This is a genomic window from Moraxella sp. ZY200743 (assembly GCF_050885545.1).
Classification (GTDB): domain Bacteria; phylum Pseudomonadota; class Gammaproteobacteria; order Pseudomonadales; family Moraxellaceae; genus Moraxella; species Moraxella haemolytica.
Map to the genome: position 1 here is coordinate 473,239 of NZ_CP091313.1, position 20,317 is coordinate 493,555.

15 protein-coding genes are annotated in these 20,317 nt (G+C 40.3%); 4 read left to right on the forward strand and 11 right to left on the reverse strand.

What is annotated here, in order from left to right; translation table 11 throughout:
• The first annotated feature begins 41 nt into the window (after positions 1-41).
• Positions 42-1,826, forward strand: coding sequence for an Lnb N-terminal periplasmic domain-containing protein (locus tag L3D27_RS02240; protein WP_284674052.1), 1,785 nt, complete (start codon positions 42-44; stop codon positions 1,824-1,826).
• A gap of 73 nt (positions 1,827-1,899) precedes the next feature.
• Entirely contained in the window at positions 1,900-2,739 is an 840-nt protein-coding gene (locus L3D27_RS02245; protein ID WP_284674053.1) for an NAD-dependent epimerase/dehydratase family protein, read from the forward strand.
• Positions 2,740-2,810: 71 nt separating this feature from the next.
• On the opposite strand, the gene L3D27_RS02250 is transcribed toward L3D27_RS02245, so the two are convergent.
• The 11 genes from L3D27_RS02250 to L3D27_RS02300 all read right to left on the reverse strand — a co-directional run bounded on the left by L3D27_RS02250 (position 2,811) and on the right by L3D27_RS02300 (position 17,857).
• Positions 2,811-5,174, reverse strand: coding sequence for a penicillin-binding protein 1A (locus L3D27_RS02250; protein WP_284674054.1), 2,364 nt, complete (start codon positions 5,172-5,174; stop codon positions 2,811-2,813).
• Between the two features lie 328 nt (positions 5,175-5,502).
• Positions 5,503-6,669, reverse strand: a complete 1,167-nt coding sequence (prpF, locus tag L3D27_RS02255) for a 2-methylaconitate cis-trans isomerase PrpF (RefSeq protein ID WP_432481432.1) — start codon at positions 6,667-6,669, stop codon at positions 5,503-5,505.
• Between the two features lie 5 nt (positions 6,670-6,674).
• On the reverse strand, positions 6,675-7,079 hold the full coding sequence (locus L3D27_RS02260) for a type II toxin-antitoxin system death-on-curing family toxin (RefSeq protein ID WP_284674056.1): 405 nt from the start codon (positions 7,077-7,079) through the stop codon (positions 6,675-6,677).
• Complete coding sequence (locus tag L3D27_RS02265) at positions 7,079-7,249, reverse strand: hypothetical protein (protein WP_046696179.1); 171 nt, start codon at positions 7,247-7,249, stop codon at positions 7,079-7,081. The genes L3D27_RS02260 and L3D27_RS02265 overlap by 1 nt, the downstream gene beginning before the upstream one ends.
• A 47-nt stretch (positions 7,250-7,296) precedes the next feature.
• On the reverse strand, positions 7,297-9,117 hold the full coding sequence (locus tag L3D27_RS02270; protein WP_284674057.1) for an ATP-dependent nuclease: 1,821 nt from the start codon (positions 9,115-9,117) through the stop codon (positions 7,297-7,299).
• A 37-nt stretch (positions 9,118-9,154) separates the two neighbouring features.
• A complete protein-coding gene (acnD, locus tag L3D27_RS02275) occupies positions 9,155-11,734 on the reverse strand; it encodes a Fe/S-dependent 2-methylisocitrate dehydratase AcnD (RefSeq protein ID WP_284674058.1) in 2,580 nt (859 codons plus the stop codon).
• A gap of 1,078 nt (positions 11,735-12,812) precedes the next feature.
• Positions 12,813-13,973: a bifunctional 2-methylcitrate synthase/citrate synthase gene (gene prpC / locus L3D27_RS02280; RefSeq protein WP_284674059.1), complete on the reverse strand. Its 1,161-nt coding sequence runs from the start codon at positions 13,971-13,973 to the stop codon at positions 12,813-12,815.
• A gap of 145 nt (positions 13,974-14,118) precedes the next feature.
• The gene (locus L3D27_RS02285; RefSeq protein WP_284674060.1) at positions 14,119-14,886 is read right to left on the reverse strand and encodes a sulfite exporter TauE/SafE family protein; all 768 of its coding nucleotides are present in this window, start codon (positions 14,884-14,886) and stop codon (positions 14,119-14,121) included.
• 9 nt (positions 14,887-14,895) lie between these two features.
• Complete coding sequence (locus L3D27_RS02290; protein ID WP_284674061.1) at positions 14,896-15,678, reverse strand: TauD/TfdA family dioxygenase; 783 nt, start codon at positions 15,676-15,678, stop codon at positions 14,896-14,898.
• A gap of 63 nt (positions 15,679-15,741) precedes the next feature.
• Positions 15,742-16,632 (reverse strand): methylisocitrate lyase, encoded by an 891-nt coding sequence (gene prpB, locus L3D27_RS02295; RefSeq protein WP_284674062.1) that lies wholly within the window; start codon positions 16,630-16,632, stop codon positions 15,742-15,744.
• Between the two features lie 289 nt (positions 16,633-16,921).
• Positions 16,922-17,857, reverse strand: coding sequence for a LysR family transcriptional regulator (locus tag L3D27_RS02300; RefSeq protein WP_432481433.1), 936 nt, complete (start codon positions 17,855-17,857; stop codon positions 16,922-16,924).
• Positions 17,858-18,252: 395 nt separating this feature from the next.
• Between L3D27_RS02300 and L3D27_RS02305 the strand changes: the two genes are divergently transcribed.
• Positions 18,253-18,519 (forward strand): DUF4212 domain-containing protein, encoded by a 267-nt coding sequence (locus L3D27_RS02305; protein ID WP_284674065.1) that lies wholly within the window; start codon positions 18,253-18,255, stop codon positions 18,517-18,519.
• Between the two features lie 3 nt (positions 18,520-18,522).
• On the forward strand, positions 18,523-20,298 hold the full coding sequence (locus tag L3D27_RS02310) for a sodium:solute symporter family protein (RefSeq protein ID WP_284674066.1): 1,776 nt from the start codon (positions 18,523-18,525) through the stop codon (positions 20,296-20,298).
• The last annotated feature ends 19 nt before the right edge of the window (positions 20,299-20,317 follow it).

The window sequence follows — 20,317 nt, forward strand, 5'->3', positions numbered from 1 at the left end:
TGGTATACTAAAGGTATATCTATTATTGTAGCAAAATTATCATGAATACGAAACGCTTTTGTTGGATTTTATTGGTGGTGTTGATGACAGGTTGTGGTATGGCAGGCTCATTGGCAACAGCACGGGCAGCACCGCTACAAGATAAGATTGGTGTGGAAAATCAACTACCTTTTGCACTTAGTGATGTGCAAATTGATAAGCTGTCCCAACATGTGCTGTGGAGACGGCTGTTGATGCTTGGTGATGGCGGATACGCTAAAGATAAAAACCGCATTGATACAGAGACATTTTTCTTGTCGGATGATGGGCATACAAACCCAAAAAGTGAACTGATTGCCATGCTATCGGCAATAGCGGTAAATGACCAGAAGATAATTTGTCGTTTTCCTGCACGAACGCATTTTTTAAAGACCGAATTGGTCAAGTTAGGTGTTAATGTGGTGGCATCTGATGCAGGCTGTCAAGAATTTCGTACATGGGCGGATAAAATAGATGCGCGACAGTTGTCGTTTGTCTTTGCCGAAGAGCATGGCAATAATATTGCTTCGGCTTTTGCACATGCGTTCATGCGTATTGATGGTGATGAGCGTGCTACTGTCATGAATTATACAGTGGCAAGTAGTGCAGATGATGGTTTGATTGCCAATGCGATTAAGCCGCTGACAGGTCGCTATGCAGGCGTGATGGAGATTTTACCTTATCGTGTAAAATCTGATGATTATCTGGTTAAGGACGAAAGAGACTTGTGGGAATATCGTCTTGATTTAACACCATCTCAGGTTGATCAAATCATGCGTCATCTTTGGGAAGTGAAAGATTTGGCACGCTCTTATTATTTAACCCATGATAACTGTGCTACTGAGATTGCTCGTCTTGTTGATGTGGTGCGTGCTGATAAATCGCTACTGTCCATGTTTGGCATGGTAACTACGCCTGCTCAGGCTGTCCAAGTACTTGATAGGCAAGGTATCATCACAAACACCACCTACCACCCATCAAACGCCACAAAACACCAAGCCATCATGACCAACAGCAATGCATTTGATATGACTGCCATTCAACCAAATAACAACAATCCTGTTACTGCCAGTCCAACGCATCGCTTAGGTATGGCAGTATCTTATGATGAGCGGTATGTAGATAAAACGGGCTATCATGTGAGTATCCGCTCAGCTTATCAAGACGCACTGGACAACCCTGCTGGTGTGCGTAAGTTTCACGAGGTAATACTACCGTCCATCGACTTAGCCTATCAAGATGGCAAAATTCGTCTCAATGAACTGACGATATTTAGAACAACCAGTCTAAACCCAGCCAATACCGCTAAAGCTTATCTTGGCGGACAAAGTCAAAAAAAGGCGTGGGCAACACGAATGCAGCTTGGATTAAAACAGGCAGTTGATGCTTCAGATGAACAAAACGACACGCATCTGGTGGCAGACATTGCCCTACAAAAGGGCAGGTCTTGGACGCTTGGTAAGCCCAAGGCTCAGACGGGCGATATGGCAGATATGGTATGTTATGTGCTAGGTGGCACAGGAGGACAGATTGGCAAGGTTAATCAGGGCTATCGCATGGGGTTGAAGTTTAGTGCGGGTTGTATTTATCATCAGACGGATAGATGGCGAATGACAGGGGAGATTGAAGTGCCGTATTGGTATCACAAAGACGATGCGGGGCGGTCAAGTTATGTGCAGCCTGAGCTAAAACTGGGTGCACAGTACGACCTAAGTCGTTATCATGCTTTAAGAGCAACTGCCAGTATCCAAAAGAACCATAGCCAAAACAACCATGCTGTTAAATTTCAAATACTGCGTTATTTTTAGGCCATGAAAGAAGGCTGCAGTATTTGAATGTTCTTAAAATAAACGATGTGATGAGTTTTTTAAATGGGGCGATATGAATAATTATCATCAAAAATGCTATCTTGTCATTGGGCAGGGCGATATTGGATTATCTTTGACCAGACAGCTTGCCCAAACAGGGTGTCAGGTTGTTGGGCTATCACGCACTGCCAAGTGCCATGCCAATTTGCCCATCACGCATTGGCAAATGAACGCCTTAGAGTTGGATGCCAAACGACTGCACAATATCACACACATCGCCATTATTGTTTCGCCCGATACACAAAAGGATAAAGTGCGGGCATATCAAGACAGCTATCTTGCCATTTGTCAGCATATGGCATCTTTGGCGGATGAGTTGCCACAGATTCGTCAGATTTTATTCGTATCATCAACAGCAGTTTATAGTGAAAATGCAGGCGAAGTGGTTAATGAGCAGATGATTGCACAGCCTAGTACACCAACTGCCAAGGTGCTGTATGATGCAGAGCAAGTCATTGTGAAAGCCTTTGGGGATAAGGCGGTGATTGTCCGACCAAGTGGCATCTATGGGGTATCAAGACGGCGTATGCTAAGGCTAGCGAAGACGGCACATGGCGATGGTGTACCAAGCCAACATTACACCAATCGAATCATGGATACCGATTTGGTGATGGTGCTTTGGCATATTTTAATGCAAAGTGAGCCAAAGCCCATTTACATAGCGACCGACTTTTGTCCTGCTAGTAGCCGAGAAGTACTTGATTTCTTGTGCCAAAAATTACAATATCAGCCACTGAAGGTGATTGATGCTCCCGCCACAGGCAAGCGACTTGTAAGTAACTTACCCAAAGAGTGGTTGCAATTTGGTGATTATCGTCAGGGATATACACACATTGTGGGTAATTTAACTTGATATTTTTGGGGTATACCACCCAGCAAAAGATGGTGAATTAGCACCATCTTTTTATTTACATTAAGGGGTTTTTATTTGCCTTTGGCTGTAGTTGGATCTTCTAATGGAATCCATTGTTTTGGAGTGTTGCGTAGCTGTTGGCGACTAAAATTCACCCAAATCGGCAAGGCGGCAACACCACCATATTCTCTTGTACCCATTGGTGCAGGGTTATCAAAGCCAACCCAAACCACCGTTGAGCTGGTTGGATGCACGCCAGCGAACCAAGCATCTTTGGCTTCGTTAGTTGTGCCTGTTTTGCCACCCACATCAGATCGCCCTAGTGCCAATGCTTTTTTGGCTGTACCACTGGTGATGACTTCTCGTAGCATTTCTGCCATTTCATAAGAAGTCTGATGACTGATGACTCTGGGTGCTTGCTTAGCCGTAGTATGGATGATGGTTTTGTTTGGCTTTAAGCGATCATGTTTTGTTGTGGCATTGGGACTGCTATCGGTAGGTTGGTTGTCCTTTGTGACTGTCTTTTGGACTGCTTTGCTGTTTGCTGACCGTTGTGCTTTGGAAAGTTCCTTGTTGTGGCATGGAGCACAAGCTTGGGCGGGGTTTGCCTGAAAGATGGTCTCATTGTCAAAATTATAAATGCGATCGATGAAATAAGGTTGTACACGATGACCACCATTGATAAGAGCAGCAAAACCTGTTGCCATCTGTAAAGGCGTTGCGTTAGCGGCACCTAGTGCCAATGCTAAAGTTTCAGGCAGGCGTTCTTTTTCAAGCCCTAGCATATCTAGCGTTTGGCGAGCTTCATTCAGTCCTGTTGCACGCAACAGACGAATGGATGGGGTGTTTCTTGACAAGGCGAGAGCTTGCCGTACTGACATATATTCTGTGTACTTGCCATCGGCATTTTTGGGCTGCCATTTGCCTATACGAATGGCAGCATCTGAAATAAGACTATCTGGTGTGTATTTTCCTGACTCTAGGGCGGCAGCAAATATCAGTGGTTTGATGATAGAGCCAGGTTGGCGATAGCCTTGGGTAACACGGTTGAATTTGCTGTGGTTAAAGTCAAATCCACCTACCAAAGCACGAATTGCTCCGTTTTGTGGGTGAATCGATATCAAAGCACCTTGAATTGATGGTGGTTGGGTCAATCTCCACGCAGTCTTTTCTTGGTTTAAGGGCATGACTCGCACGATATTGCCTACTTTTACCATCTGATGGGCATTGCTAAAGCGACCGCCCACACGACCTGAACCGATGGATCGGCGAGCCCAGTTCATGCCAGACCATGGAATGGTGATGGTATGACCTGATTGCAGTATGGCTTCAAAACTTGAATGATTAACTTTGACAACTTTGGCAGGATACATGTTGTCAAAATTTTTAAATTTATCTAAATCACCATTTTGAGATTCTGGACCTTGCCAACCGTTACCATGACGGCTGTCATAGCTTTTTAGTCCTGCAACGAGAGCATTTTCGGCGGCAGTTTGCTCTTGGCTGCTGACGGTGAGCTGTACACGCCAGCCACTATCCATGACTGATTTACCGTATTTTTTAACCAAAGCACTTCTTGCCATTTCCGCCAGATAAGGCATATTCATGTCAAGTTTTTCTTGATACAGGTTGAGTCCGATGGGGGCAGCTACTGCTTCATCATGCTGTGCTTGGCTGATGCGTCCTTCTTTTAGCATACGCCCGATAATCCAGTTGCGGCGTTCTAAGGCTCGTTTAGGATTGATGACAGGGTTGTAAGCTGATGGGGCTTTTGGCAAACCGGCAATCATTGCCATCTCAGCGATGGTGAGTTGGTCTAGCGTTTTGCTATAATAACGGCGAGCTGCAGCAGCAATGCCGTATGCACCTTCGCCAAGATAGATTTTATTGACATATAAGGTTAAAATTTCATCTTTGGCCATCTCATTTTCTATTTTTCTGGCAATGAACAGCTCGGTTAATTTACGATCAAGCGTGCGTTCGGCACTCAAAAAATAGTTCTTTGCCACCTGCATGGTGATGGTTGAGCCACCTGTTCGGGTGTCGTCATTGGTAATCACTTCAGTGATTGCACGCCCAATGCCCTTGACGCTGATACCACTATGCTCAAAAAAGCTAGAATCTTCTGCTGATAAGAAAGCATCAATCAGGTGCTTGGGGATTTGTTCGTAGCTAACCGGCATAGAAAAGCGGTTGCCATACTGACCAATCAGCTTATTGTCCGCCGTATAAATCTGCAAAGGCATTGCAAAACGATTGGCATCAATGTTTTTTACATCTGGTAAGGTAGGCTCAAGATACATCGCCATGCCATAAAAACCGATGGGAAAGGCAAGCACCAAAATTAAAAGCAGGGCGATAATGGCAGCTAAACAGCGTAAAATCACAGAAAGTATTGACGCATTAAGCATTGTGGCGGTATTGGTTTGAGTCATGTTGGTCTTTTTGATTTGGTGTGGCGATTGCCTGTAGCCACTGGATTTTACTTCATTGAATGGTCATTTTACCATTTTATTAAAAAAATGCCAGCCCTGTATTTTGCGTCTCACAAAAGACTGATTGATGTTTTGTGATTGGCTTTTTTTATGCAAAATCATGAATGTATTTAGTATTTGGGTTGTTTTATTGCAGTTTTAAGGTGGGTAATGACTAAAGGTGCTTGTTTGGTTTTTTTGATGTACTGCTTGTGAAGTAATAAAACTGCTAAAAATAATATACAAAATGGGCAAGTTATTTTTTAATTCGCCCATGGATCGTTTGTGTTTAAAAACTATCGGTAGGTACAAAGACATTGCCGACCATAAGCCGTCTTGCACTGCGGCTCATAGATACTCTGCGAGCCACCCATTTGCCATTCACGCATTCAGACTGTCCACCAACGGTAAGTCTGCCTGATGGGTGTCCAAAACAAACTTCGGTCAAACGCCCACCACCTGCCACTTCATTGACAATCGTACCGACTATCGTTCCTGCTGTACCAATCGCTACGCTTGCTGTACCCATCATGGCATGGTGCAACTGCCCCATACTCATCGCACGAACCAACAGATTGATGTCACTTGCTTTTACGGTTTTGCCACTTGATGAAATGTACTCAACAGGCGGTGCAACCCATGCAATTTTTGGCGTGTGTTGGCGAGTTTTAGCTTGTTGAATATCATCAATTAAGCCCATTTTAACCGCCCCATAAGCACGGATTTTTTCTAATCTGGCTAGGGTTTCGCTGTTTGAATTGATGTCCGCTTGCATTTCTGTGCCTTTAAAGCCCAAATCGCTTGCGTGCAGAAATATCGTGGGAATGCCTGCGTTAATCATCGTAACTTCAAACTCGCCCACATTAGGCACGGACAAAGTGTCCTTTAAATTGCCTGTGGGGAACATCTCTCCGCCCTCGTCCACAGGGTCTATAAATTCAATTTTAATTTCACTGGCTGGAAAAGTTACCCCATCAAGCTTAAAACCACCTGTTTCTACCACTTGACCGTTCTTGATGGGTACATGGGCGATGATGGTTTTACCGATATTTTGTTGGTAAATTTTGACGGTGCAAATGCCATTTTCTGGGATTTTATCCTTAGAAATCAATCCGTTAAAAATCGCAAAACTGCCCACCGCTCCTGTTAAATTGCCACAGTTGCCCGACCAGTCAATCATCGCCTTGTCAATCGCCACCTGCCCAAACAGATAATTGACATCGTGTACGCCGTCTGTGGCAGGCGAGATAATCACGACCTTTGATGTGCTTGATGAGCCGTTGCCCATACCGTCAATTTGCTTGCCGTAGGGGTCTGGACTGCCAACGACTCTAAGTAATAAGGCGTCTCGTGCCTGCCCTGCCATTTGGCAAGGCTCTGGCAAATCCGCCAAATTAAAAAATGTACCTTTTGAAGTACCGCCACGCATATAAGTGGCTGGGATTGGGGTTTGCATTTTGGTTATTCCTTTTGTGGATTTGTGCTACTTATATATTGATGATATAAAATATCCGCAAATTCAATTTCAGTTAATTCACCAATGACCAAATCACGCATTGCATCCGCCATTAAAATATGGTCTATCGTAATTTCATAATCATTGAGCGATAAATATTCTAGGGCAACCGCCAATCCTGTGCGTTTATTGGCATCAGATAAAGCGTGAGCCATTGCAATGCTATTTGCATATTTACTGGCAATTTCAAAAACATCATTTAAGCCTTCATACAAAATCGCATTATCAATCCGAGATAATGCCCCTTGTAATTTGCCAATATCCGCTTGTCCTTTCATTCCTTTTTCGGTAGAAAGAATGTAGGTATTAATTTCAATGACCCGTTCAAATGGAAAACAAATAATTTCCATTACATATCTGCCAAGCGTTTAAAGGTTTCTTTATGGGTTCGCAAAACCAATTTTGTTTCAGATTTAATAATCTGTTGCCCTTGTTCGCCTGTTAAATCTAGCTTTTTGGTTGCAGGGATTTTTGGGCGATTGGTTGGGTTAATGCCGTATTTTGAAAGTTTGTTGTTCATAAAATTTTCCTTTGGGCGTAAGGTGCGTTTTACGCACCGTTTTGGAGTTATTCACACAGCCAATCTACAAGCTGTTTAATTGTATCAAAGTCAGAAATGACACTGTCCACATTTTCACTATCTAACCTATGTTTGTAGTTAGCCCATACTTGTTCATTTTTTTCAGCTAACCCCAAATGAGTTTCAATAGTGCCTTTTGTCCATAACCAAATTTGCTTTTCCTTAAGTAAGTTATGAAGCTTATGTATGGATTCACTTGATTCATCTTGTTGGGCCAAAATTTTATAGCCATAAGAAGCTGATATTTTTCTTTTTTCTCCATTGATTTTGGTTAGCTCACCTTTTCTAGGCAATTTATCTTCACCTATCAAAATTTCAGAATTATTTGCTAAGTTTTCTAAAACTTGAATTAAGGACTTTCTATCAGCATTACTTTCTTCTATAAACTCCTGTTTGTGGGCTTCTTTGAAAGCATAATCCAAATCTACAATTACCTTTGTAGGAATACCTATTTCTTGAAGTACGGTTAATGCTTTTTTGATGTTGCCAGTACCACCAACACTAACCAAAGCAATTTTTTCTTGTGCTAGTGTCTTTCCTTTTAATTTTTCAAAAATAAAAGGTAATAGCCTATGCTCTGTTGTACCTTCAACTAACAAAACTTTCTCAGAAAATAGAATTTTGCTAGAATTTGTTAAGCTAAATAGTAATTCTCTTTGGGATATGGTATCAGATATAACAGAATTCACGGCTTGTGAAAGGCTAGTCAGACAGACAGTTTTTTTTTCGCTCTTTCTTATTAGTAAGGTATTTCCAATATCTTCCGAAGTAATCATTTGAGCTGAATGAGTGGTAAAAATTACTTGATAGCCATTTTTGGATAAATACTTTAATGCCACTCTTAGTTGCTCTATTGCAGTAGGGTGTAAATATAGTTCTGGCTCATCTATCAAAAGTAAGTTTGTAGCAAAATTTTCTGTTGCATTTACTTCTGCCAAACTTCTAATGAGTGCCATTTGAATGGAACGTTGTGAACCGTGTCCATAATACGATAGATTTCTTGCAGTATCATCGCTTTCAAAAACCTTAATTGTTCCTGACTTGAATATGTCTGAGATATTGGGTGTTTCAAAATGTAGCTTTATTTGAACGCCCGAAAAGAAATCATTGATATTTTTATTTATTTGATTATCCAAATCTGATAAATCAGACAATCTCTCACTACCATCAGATGATATTTTCTTGTTTATTTCATTTAGGGATTTACTAAAATCTTCTGAATATCTTTCAGCTACTGATTTAAGCATTTTGTCCAGCAATTTGCCAATAGTAGTTGTATTTTTTGCTTTTGTTGCATCTTCTTCGGCATTATCCATAGCACTAATTTTAATAGGCTCTGGCAATAAAATCTTAATGGCATTATCAATACCATTGGGATTATCTACCCAAGTTGCGTTATTCTCATCATAAACACTAAGATTAACATTAGTTGCTTTGTCATCTATTTTATGCTGTGTTCTTTTTATTTTTAAAATTCCATTTGATATGTAAGGTTCAATCGATTTTCTTTGTTTAATTTCCATTTTATCAAGTCTTTCTTCGGTAATTCCTGAAATTTTACCAATAACTTCTACTGGCTGATTTTCATCAAAAAAGTCAGCTTTTGTTAGTGCAGATTTTTTGAGTAACCATTGAATGGCTAATAATACATTTGATTTTCCAGCATTATTATAGCCAACTAAAGCCGTATAAGGTGATAATTTGGTATTAAAACTTTTGCAAGAACGATAGTTGTTAATTGTAATTTCATCTAAAAAGTGCATATTAAATTCTCCAAATTTTGCTAGGAAACAAGACAATTCTACCACAAAATTGCCTTGTCTTTACACCAATTACAACTCTCCTTTATCCAAGAAATTTACTCGCAAACTCCCTTAGCACACCCCCCGCCTTATAGGTTTTGACATCACTATCGCTATCCAGGCGGCATAAGACAGGCACTTTTTCAATATCGCCATTTTTGCGTTCAATGACAAGTTCTAATTCACAGCGAGCTGAAATTTCCCCTTGTACCGCATAAATTTCTGTACCGTCTAATTTAAGGGTATGGCGATTTTGACCGTTTATAAATTGCAGCGGCAACACGCCCATTCCCACAAGGTTGGTACGGTGAATGCGTTCAAAGCCTTCTGCGACAATCACTTCCACGCCAGCCAAACGCACGCCCTTTGCCGCCCAATCCCTACTTGACCCTTGTCCATAATCCGCCCCTGCAATGATGATAAGAGGTTGTGAGCGGTTCATATAAGTTTCTATTGCCTCCCACATTCTCATCACCGTGCCATCTGGTTCAACTCGTGCCAGTGAGCCTTGTTTGATTGTACCATCAGCGTTTTTGACCATTTCATTAAAGAGTTTTGGATTTGCCAAAGTTGCTCGTTGTGCGGTCAAATGGTCGCCTCGGTGTGTAGCATAAGAGTTAAAATCCTTCTCTGGCACACCCATTTTTGCTAGATATTCTCCTGCTGCCGAATTTTTGATGATGGCATTGGACGGCGATAAATGGTCGGTGGTGATATTATCAGGCAAAATGGCAAGCGGTCGTAAGTTTTTAAGTTCACATTCTTTTGCCAATGCTCCCTCCCAATAGGGCGGACGGCGGATATAGGTGGACTTTTCACGCCAATCATACAGCGGACTTTGGGCGGTTTGTGAATTGCCCAAATCAAACATTGGAATGTAGATTTCTTTAAATTGCTCTGGTTTTACGCACTTGGCGACAATCTTGTCAATTTCATCATCTGATGGATAAATATCTTTTAGATAAATCGGCTTGTCGTTATGATAGCCTAAGACATCATTTTCAATGTCAAAACGAATCGTGCCAGCAATGGCATAGGCAACCACAAGGGGCGGACTTGCCAAAAATGCCTGTTTTGCTTGTGGGTGAATGCGTCCATCAAAATTGCGATTGCCTGAAAGCACTGCTGTGGCGTACAAATCACGATCGATGATTTCTTGCTCAATTTCAGGTCGTAATGCACCACTCATGCCATTACAAGTCGTGCAGGCAAAGCCAACAATGCCAAAGCCCAATTTTTCAAGTTCGGATAATAATCCTGCTTCTTGCAAGTACAATTTGGCTACTTTTGAACCAGGGGCAAATGATGATTTGACCCAAGGCTTGCGAGTTAAACCCAATTCATTCGCCTTCTTCGCCAACAGTCCTGCGGCAACGGTGTTTCTTGGGTTGGAAGTGTTGGTACAACTCGTTATCGCGGCGATAATCACCGCTCCGTCAGGCATTAGACCATCTGTGCGATTTTCTACCACGCCTGCAATACCTTTTGCCTTTAGCTCGGCCGTTGCTACTCGTGCGTGTGGGTTGGAAGGACCTGCGATATTACGAGTAACGGTAGATAAGTCAAATTCTAATACTCGTGGATAAACTGCCTTGGTCATTGCTTCTGCCCACAGCCCAATGGTTTTTGCATATTGTTCAACCAATTTAACTTGTTTAGGCTCACGACCTGTCAAAGTCAAATAATCCAAAGTGTTTTGGTCAGTATAAAATAGTCCAGCACTTGCCCCATATTCAGGGGTCATATTGGCAATCGTTGCTCTATCGCCAACTGACAGACTGTCTGCTCCTTCGCCAAAAAATTCCAAATACGCCCCAACCACTCGCTCGTTGCGTAAAAACTCAGTTAACGCCAGTACGATGTCGGTTGCTGTAATGCCTGCTTGCTTTCTGCCGATTAAATGCACGCCAATGATATCGGGTGTACGCATCATTGACGGTTGTCCTAACATCACGCATTCAGCCTCTAGACCGCCTACACCTACCGAAATTACACCTAGTGCATCGGTATGTGGTGTATGGCTGTCTGTACCGACACAGGTGTCAGGAAATGCTACACCATCTTTAATCTGCACCACGGGCGACATCTTTTCTAAATTGATTTGGTGCATAATGCCGTTGCCAGCAGGAATCACATCAACATTTTTAAAGGCGGTTTTTGTCCAGTTGATAAAATGAAAACGGTCATCATTACGGCGGTCTTCAATGGCACGGTTTTTGGCAAAAGCGTCAGGGTCATCGCCGCCGTGTTCCACCGCCAAAGAATGGTCTACAATGAGCTGGGTTTGTACCACAGGATTGACTTTGGAGGGGTCTCCGCCAGCTTGGGCAATCGCATCACGAAGTCCTGCTAAATCGACTAAAGCCGTCTGACCCAAAATGTCGTGGCACACCACTCGTGCAGGATACCAAGGAAAATCAAGCTCTTGCTTATTACCGATAAGTTCATTTAGATAATCGGTAAGTTTTGGGTCATCGCTACAATTTCGTACCAGCTGTTCGGCAAGTACTTTGGCGGTGTAGGGAAGTGCTTCATACGCACTTGGGCGAATGTCGTTAATTGCCTGTTCTACATCAAAGTAGTCTAATGCAGTATCGGCTAAGGGTTTACGGTAGTTTTTCATTGCTAAGTTTCCTTTTCTTTGGCTGTGAAAAAATTTATTTAAAACAGAATATGTTTTATAGGGGTGAAAAATATCGCTTAGTTGATTTATAAGGTCTGCTGGTAATGGATTTTTTAGATTTTCAAAAAACACATATTGTTTGTACTCTTCGTTTTTTTGTGTTTCAAAATGAAAAATACAAAGATTGAAATCACTATCTCGTGAAAATTTTCCATCACTATCAAGCAATGAAATAGTATGTTCCCCTCCTTCAAAACTATTAGTTTCGTATATTAAATCACCTCTTTTGCCATAAAATGCAGGATATATGAATCCGCTATGGATTCCATCATATAAATTTCCAGTATAAGGCAAACATTCTTTTGGTTGACAAAGGAAAGACATATTTTTAAATGACATCATCAATATTTTATAAGGATAACTTTTTGTTTGTTTTGATGATTTTACATCTCTGATTTTTTTTATTATTTTTAATATTTCAGTTGTTCCAAATGGTTTGTATTCATTAAATGCAGAAAAAATATTCTTATTGGGATTGTTTTTAAAAAATAATTTGATATTTTTATTTATTTTTGCATTATCTAAATTTTTTTGTTTGATGCAATCTCTATGTTCATTAACAGAAACGCATTCAAAAGCAATATTTTTTCCATTAATTGTAGCACAAAAATCAGGTGTGGAATTTTCATTATCTTCTAATAAAAAATTTCCATAAGAATACATAGGTTCCAACATATGTAATTCATTGATGAAATTTTGAATATTAACATTGTCTTTTTCGTCTTTAAATCTTTTCAGACGCTCTTTGTCAATAGCTTTGTTGTCTAATGCTTTTCTAATTAAACTCTCCAAATCAAATTTATTGTTCATATATAAAATTTCAAATAAAGGATTGATAGTTGCTTTTCTGGATAAAGCCCCTTGCTCCAATTTTAGTTTTTCTATATATTCATCTCCTAATAAATCAAATAGTATAGGAAATTTACTTTCTATTTCATTTATTTCTCTCATAAAGCACTCCAATTTTAAAAACAAAGGCACATTTTCCCAATTAAAAATATGCCCTTGTTTTATTGAATTACCGCTCACCCATCGGCACAAATTTTAAATCATCAGGACCGGTATAATTGGCTGATGGACGGATAATTTTGCCATCTGAACGCTGTTCTAGCACATGAGCCGACCAGCCTGCGGTACGAGCGATGACAAACAGTGGGGTAAACATTGCGGTCGGCACCCCCATTTTTTGATAAGACACCGCAGAGAACCAATCAAGATTTGGGAACATTTTTTTCTCGTTCCACATTACGCTTTCCAAGCGTTCGGCGATGTCAAATAAACGCATATCGCCTGTTTCCTCCGATAGGTCTTTGGCGACTTGCTTAATGACGACATTTCTAGGGTCAGCAATGGTATAGACAGGGTGTCCAAAACCAATGATAATCTCTTTTTTGGCAATGCGTTCTTTAATATCGGCTTCGGCTTCATCAGGCGTGCGATAGCGTTTTTGAATGTCATAAGCGACTTCGTTGGCACCGCCGTGCTTTGGTCCTTTTAATGCTCCAATCGACCCACAAATGCACGAATAAATATCAGACCCTGTGCCAGCAATGACACGACTGGTGAATGTGGACGCATTGAACTCGTGCTCAGCATATAAAATCAGACTGATGTGCATTGCTTTAACATGGCTGTTGTCTGGTCGTCTGCCGTGCAATAGATGCAAAAAATGCCCACCAATGCTGTCTTCTTCGCTCTCCACACTGATACGCTTGCCATTGTGGCTGTATTGATACCAATACAGTAGCATAGAGCCTAGACTTGCAATTAGTTTATCAGCAATGTCTTTAGCCTCTGACGCAGGCTGGCTCTCACGCTCGGGGTGTACGCAACCAAGCATGGATACACCTGTTCTCATCACATCCATCGGGTGTGTATGGGCAGGCAGGCTCTCTAATACTTCAATGACCCGAATCGGCAAACCACGCATGGATTTTAATTTTTGTTTGTAGGCTGTCAGCTCAAATCGATTGGGTAGGTGTCCGTGGATGAGTAGATGAGCGACCTCTTCATATTCGCAGTTATTTGCTAAGTCTAAAATATCATAACCACGATAATGCAAATCATTGCCTGATTTACCAACGGTGCAAAGAGCGGTATTGCCTGCGATTTGTCCGCTTAGGGCGACTGATTTTTTGGGTTTAAAGCCGTCAATTTTGGGTAGGGTTTGTTCACTCATAGCAGTGTTCCTTTTGTCCTTAATGGGAAGAATGATAATTTAATGGCATTAGACGGTTAAATTATCGGTTTTTGGATAATTATGCTTGGATAATTATCCGTTTTTTAAATATCCTTTTTAAAACTGGGTGGGGATATTTAAATTTTTACAGCTTTAAAAATCCAGAGTGCCCAATTTTTAAAGCCAATATTAACAATATTATAAAAATTAACATTTTAAAAATGTTAGTACTAATTTTATCTCTTAACCATATACCAATATATAGACCGATAATAGAAAATATGGTTAGAAAAAATATCAATCCATATTCATTTTTATCAAGTAATAAATATTGATTTCTTAGCATATAAATTTGAATAATTTTTGCTAATAAAAAACATAAATTACTTGCTTTTGTGATACGATTTTTATCATCTGTTTCACTAAATAAAAACATAAGTAATATTGGGGACATTGCATTAGTAGCACCACCAACTATCCCAGCTAATAACCCAAATAAAACCATATTTTTATTATTAGGATTTACTTTAATGCTTTTAGCTTTTCCATACATATTCAATAATCCGTTTATTGAATAATATAGGGTAATACTTGCCATTAAAATATATAAATAAGATACTGGTAACATTAAAAGCATTTTTACACCTAAAATACTTCCAATAACACTACTAATAGCAAGCAATTTATAAGCTCTTAGGTAGTAAATTATTTCTTGATAAATGCTTTTTTGATTATTGCTACATAATACCAATATACTCATCAAAAGACTGGGTAATGCTACCAATGCAACTACCTTAGATAGGGGCATAACAAATGCTAAGGAAGTAGTTCCTAGCATTGGAAATGCCATACCTGTAATTCCGTGCAATATTGAAGCAATAACAAAAACAATAGATTGTATTATCTCTTGCACAAAATCCCCCTAAATGGTAATTCTAGCTCTAACATAATGTCTAGATTTATCTGTATAATCTGTTCTAGCGTGCAAACCATTGGAATTATCAATAATGATTAAATCATCATCTTGTGCGGAAAACTCTTGAATATTATTGGAGTTTTTTATCAAACTTACCATATAATCAAGAGCATCTATCATTTCTTGCGTTACCTTATCTTTATTTTCTAAAATGCCTTTGTAAATACAATCATCTCTAAATCTAATCATTTGACTATCATTGGGCAAAATAGTTCCCCATACAACACCATCTCTTTCCCCAAAGGATTTTGGTGTTTTAAATGGATGCTGATTATTTGCAAGAATATTTGGATATTGCAATCCAAGTTCTGTATTTGATAGTTCTTTCTTAATATCAGATGAACTTAAAAATAGAGAATTCCCCTCATCGTTAGCAGATTTTACAACATACATTACCAAGTAATTTTCTGGATTTTCACTAAAAGACGAATCGCTATGAAGTGAGCATTCTCCAACATCTTCCGAAAATGTAATTTCATTGTTAGTTGCATAGTCATCACCACGATATTTAATATCCCAAAATATGGATTTTAAATTATCATCATTTTTATGATTTGTTAATTTTCCTAATTTAGAAAGAAAGTCAAATAATTTTTGATTTCTCTCTACTTCATCACAATTACCAATATTTAAACCACGAACAATACAATATCCAACATTGCTGACCTTTTCGTGAATTTTTTCCAATAGATTGACATTGGTAACAGATAGAATATGGTTTTTACTCATAGTAGATAACCTTATTTAATTAGTTGATTGAAAATTGATTGCTTTTGATTTATGAAGAAATCATTAGTTAGCTTTTGCGTTAATATACCTCCTATCCAAATAATCCTCAAAAGCGTGGTAATTAATGCGTTCGTATAATTCACTGCGAGTTTGCATTGTGTCTATGACATTTTTTTGTGTGCCGTCAGCTCGTATGGCATTATAGACATTCTCTGCTGCCTTATTCATTGCTCTAAAAGCTGATAGTGGATATAAGGCGAGTGAAACGTCTACGCTTGCTAATTCATCGGTGGTATAAAGTGGCGTTGAGCCAAATTCGGTGATGTTCGCCAAAATCGGCACGCCTGTCGCATTGGCAAATTTTTGATACATCGCAAGGTCGGTAATTGCTTCTGGAAATAGCATATCTGCCCCGGCCTCTACATAGGCACACGCTCGCTCAATCGCACCGTCTAAGCCTTCTACTGCTAAGGCATCGGTACGAGCCATAATCACAAAATTGTCATCGGTACGAGAATCTACAGCCGCTTTGATTCTATCTACCATCTCTTGCGTGGAGACAACGGCTTTATTTGGGCGGTGACCACAGCGTTTTGCACCAATCTGGTCTTCAATGTGCATTGCTCCTGCCCCAAATTTGATTAAAGATTTTGTGGTGCGGGCAATATTAAACGCACTCGCCCCAAAACCTGTATCGGCGTCCACCAGCAGGGGTAAGTCGCATACATCGGTAATGCGGCGAACATCGGTAAGTACATCATCAAGATTAGAAATGCCCAAATCAGGCAAGCCAAGAGAGCCTGCTGCCACACCACCACCTGATAAATAGATGGCTTTAAAGCCTGCTCTTTTGGCAAGTAGTGCATGGTTTGCGTTAATTGCACCGACAACTTGTAAAGGTCTTTCATTGTTGACGGCTTGACGAAAATTAAGACCTGCTGAAGTGATACTCATGATGGTTATCCTTTGTTCTTAAAAGCAGCAAAAGCTGGCTGGGATTGAATGATGTTTACAAATTAGTGTGTAAGTAAGGCCTATATAATAGGCGACTAAATGATGGTGATATGATTTAGTATAGTCATAAGTTTGAAATATTGCCATAGACGAGTTCTAAAAAACACTCATCATAAAGATGAGTGTTGCAATACTATACAGAAATTAAATAATATACTTTGTGTTTTGCAATATTATGGGCGGATTTATACAAATTTTGGATATTATGTAAAATATTTAAAATATTTTGTTACAAATTTATCAATAAGGGGTTTGTTTGTATGATGCCTTTTTTTTCATAGACAGTTTGGATTGATTTTAATAGTGTAGTGATGTTAGGGTTTTGGTTGTCCAAAAGTGTATTAAGATATATGGGGGAGGTGGCATTATCAGGGCTAAGTGGTAGGTAGGTGATTTTTTCTTGATGAATTCCCTTTAGGCTTATTGGCACGATGGTGACGCCTTCACCTGCTGACACAAGCCCTAAGGCAATCTGCATATCTCTAACCTTTTGAGTATTTTTTGGAATAAGATGTCGTTCGTAAAATAAATGTAAAAGAGGATCAAACTCTTGTCCTGTACTCAATAGTATGGGTGTGCGATGATACAAGATTAACATCTCATCATTTAATGATTTAAAAGAAATGTTGCTTTTTTTTGTAAGTTGATGATTCATCGGCAGGGCAACAACCAGCCGTTCATGTCGTAAGAGTATTTGTTTGATGAATGATTCTGACGATAAAAAACGACCAAAGCCGACATCGATTTCGCCTGCTTTTAATGCACGATTCTGATCACCAGAGCTGATTTCTGTCAGTCTAACATCAAGGTTTGGCAGTTGTACTCTTAGCTCGCCTATTACATCAGGCAGCAGTCCATATGAGATTGATGCCACAAAACCGATTCTTAAAGTATTTGGGGTGTATTTACCAAAAGTTTGGGTGAGTGTGATGAGTTCATTTAGCTCATGCAGGTTTTTTTTGGCGTGATTATAAAAAAAGATACCTGCCGCTGTTAACTGTATTGGTCGATGGCGACGGTCGATGAGTTGTTGTCCGAGCGTCTGTTCAAGCTGGGCAATATGGCGAGATAAGGTGGGTTGTGAGATACCTAGCATCTTGGCGGACTGGCTGATATTACCCGTCTTTGCTACATGAATAAAGGTGTTGAGATGAGATAAATCCATGATTTATGCCAAGTTTAAAAATAGTATAATTAGAATAGCACAAAATCATAGTTTTGTGTGGTATGACTTAAATTGAGTTGCTATGAGTTGCTATAATGTTGCGGTAGGGTTAAAAAATTCTCAAATTTTCCACAAAAATACTTGAAATGCTAAAAAACTATGCTATCATGCGATCTACCAAATTTTATTTATATTTTATGGAGCCTAGTTCATCACGCAAGCTAAGTCAAATAAAGATGGTGTTTGGTTGATGGACTGGTGAGAATTGTGGCCTACTTTCTTAACAGGATTTAATAAGTAGTAACAATTTTTAGGGCTAGGAGTGGTCTTAAGAAGGATTTTGTTAAGGAAGTGAATTTTTAAATTGCAACTATGCAATTTACAAGGAGGTTACCATGTCGCATGGTACAGAACACGATGTCGTGGGCTACTGGAAAGCCAATGTACGCCTCATCATCGGTTGCTTAATTGTTTGGGCATTATGCTCGCTCGGTTTTGCTATCATACTTCGCCCAGCATTGATGGGCATCACTTTCATGGGTACAGACCTTGGACTATGGTTTGGTCAGCAAGGTGCTATTCTTGTTTTTGTCGCTTTGATTTTTTTCTATGCTTGGCGTATGAACAAGCTGGATAAAGAATATGGCGTAGAGGAGGAATAAGCCATGAGTCAGTTTTGGATTAACCTATTTTTTGTTGGTGCTTCGTTCGTGCTTTACTTTGGGATTGCACTGTGGGCGCGTGCTGGCTCAACAGAAGAATTCTATGTTGCAGGTGGCGGTGTTCACCCTGTTGTGAACGGTATGGCAACGGGTGCTGACTGGATGAGTGCTGCGTCATTTATCTCAATGGCAGGTATGCTAGCGATGGGTGGCTATGCTGCGTCGGCCTATTTGATGGGTTGGACGGGTGGCTTTGTATTGCTTGCATTATTGCTCGCCCCTTACCTTCGTAAGTTCGGTAAATTTACTGTACCTGACTTTATTGGCGATCGTTTCTATTCTAAATCGGCTCGTCTGATTGCGGTTGTCTGCCTTATTCTTGCATGTACAACCTATGTTATCGGTCAGATGACAGGTGCTGGCGTTGCTTTCTCTCGCTTCTTAGAAGTTGATAAGAATACAGGTCTTATCATTGCTGCTGTTGTGGTATTATTCTATGCTGTATTAGGTGGCATGAAGGGTATCACCTATACACAGGTTGCTCAGTATGTGGTATTGATGATTGCCTATATCGTGCCTGCGATTTTTATTTCTTTAAACATCACTGGCAACCCTATCCCAGCTTTGGGCATGTTTGGCAATGATGTGGAAAGTGGCATGACCATGTTGTCTAAGCTTGACGCATTAGTAACCGATCTGGGTTTTGCTGCTTATACTGCCGATGTACCTGATAAACTAAATATGTTCTTGCTGACTTTATCGTTGATGATTGGTACTGCTGGTTTGCCACATGTTATCATCCGCTTCTTTACGGTTAATAAAGTATCCGATGCTCGTTCGTCAGCAGGCTGGACATTGGTATTCATCGCCTTGCTATATACGACCGCTCCTGCGGTAGGTTCTATGGCTCGTATGAATTTGGTTGAGACTGTATATCCAAATGGTACAGCTTCTGCACCGATTGATTATGAAGCTCGCCCAGAATGGATGAAAAACTGGGAACAAACAGGTCTTTTGAAGTTTGAAGATAAAAATGGTGATGGCAAAATTGATTACTATAATGACAACTCAAAAGACGATGCTTTCTTGGCAGCGGCTGAAGCCAAAGGCTTAAAAGGCAATGAATTGGTTGCTAACAATGACATCATGGTGCTTGCCAACCCTGAGATTGCAAACTTACCTGGTTGGGTTATTGGTCTGATTGCAGCAGGTGGTATCGCAGCGGCGTTATCTACTGCAGCAGGTCTGTTGCTAGCCATCTCGTCAGCCATTTCGCATGATTTGATTAAAATGGTGCTCAAGCCAGACATTTCGGATAAAGGTGAACTAAATGTCGCCCGTGTCGTGATGGTATTATCGATTGCGGTAGCCACTTGGTTGGGTATGAATCCGCCAGGCTTTGCGGCACAAACAGTCGCCTTGGCGTTCGGTATTGCAGGCTCTTCGTTGTTCCCTGCCTTGATGATGGGTATATTCTCAAAACGCATTAACAACAAAGGTGCGGTTGCGGGTATGCTAGCAGGGTTGATCTTCACCTGTATATACATATTCTTGTTTAAAGGTTGGTTCTTTATTCCAGGTACTGCAAGTCTTGCTGATGATGCTTCTGGTTGGATATTTGGTATCAATCCACTTGGTATCGGTCCGATTGGTGCATTGCTAAACTTCGTGGTCGCATTTGCGGTATCGTATATGACAGCACCGCCACCACAAGAGATTCAAGATCTTGTTGAAAGCGTACGCTATCCTAAAGGTGCAGGTGCTGCGATTGATCACTAATCGCAAAGCCTTCAAAAAA

Excerpts from the sequence above, each read along its gene's own strand:
- prpB (WP_284674062.1), bottom strand. The coding sequence starts at position 16,632 with ATGAGTATCACTTCAGCAGGTCTTAATTTTCGTCAAGCCGTCAACAAT.
- L3D27_RS02260 (WP_284674056.1), bottom strand. The coding sequence starts at position 7,079 with ATGGAAATTATTTGTTTTCCATTTGAACGGGTCATTGAAATTAATACC.
- acnD (WP_284674058.1), bottom strand. The coding sequence starts at position 11,734 with ATGAAAAACTACCGTAAACCCTTAGCCGATACTGCATTAGACTACTTT.
- L3D27_RS02245 (WP_284674053.1), top strand. The coding sequence starts at position 1,900 with ATGAATAATTATCATCAAAAATGCTATCTTGTCATTGGGCAGGGCGAT.
- prpC (WP_284674059.1), bottom strand. The coding sequence starts at position 13,973 with ATGAGTGAACAAACCCTACCCAAAATTGACGGCTTTAAACCCAAAAAA.
- L3D27_RS02250 (WP_284674054.1), bottom strand. The coding sequence starts at position 5,174 with ATGACTCAAACCAATACCGCCACAATGCTTAATGCGTCAATACTTTCT.
- L3D27_RS02265 (WP_046696179.1), bottom strand. The coding sequence starts at position 7,249 with ATGAACAACAAACTTTCAAAATACGGCATTAACCCAACCAATCGCCCA.
- L3D27_RS02300 (WP_432481433.1), bottom strand. The coding sequence starts at position 17,857 with ATGGATTTATCTCATCTCAACACCTTTATTCATGTAGCAAAGACGGGT.
- L3D27_RS02305 (WP_284674065.1), top strand. The coding sequence starts at position 18,253 with ATGTCGCATGGTACAGAACACGATGTCGTGGGCTACTGGAAAGCCAAT.
- prpF (WP_432481432.1), bottom strand. The coding sequence starts at position 6,669 with ATGCAAACCCCAATCCCAGCCACTTATATGCGTGGCGGTACTTCAAAA.
- L3D27_RS02240 (WP_284674052.1), top strand. The coding sequence starts at position 42 with ATGAATACGAAACGCTTTTGTTGGATTTTATTGGTGGTGTTGATGACA.
- L3D27_RS02290 (WP_284674061.1), bottom strand. The coding sequence starts at position 15,678 with ATGAGTAAAAACCATATTCTATCTGTTACCAATGTCAATCTATTGGAA.
- L3D27_RS02310 (WP_284674066.1), top strand. The coding sequence starts at position 18,523 with ATGAGTCAGTTTTGGATTAACCTATTTTTTGTTGGTGCTTCGTTCGTG.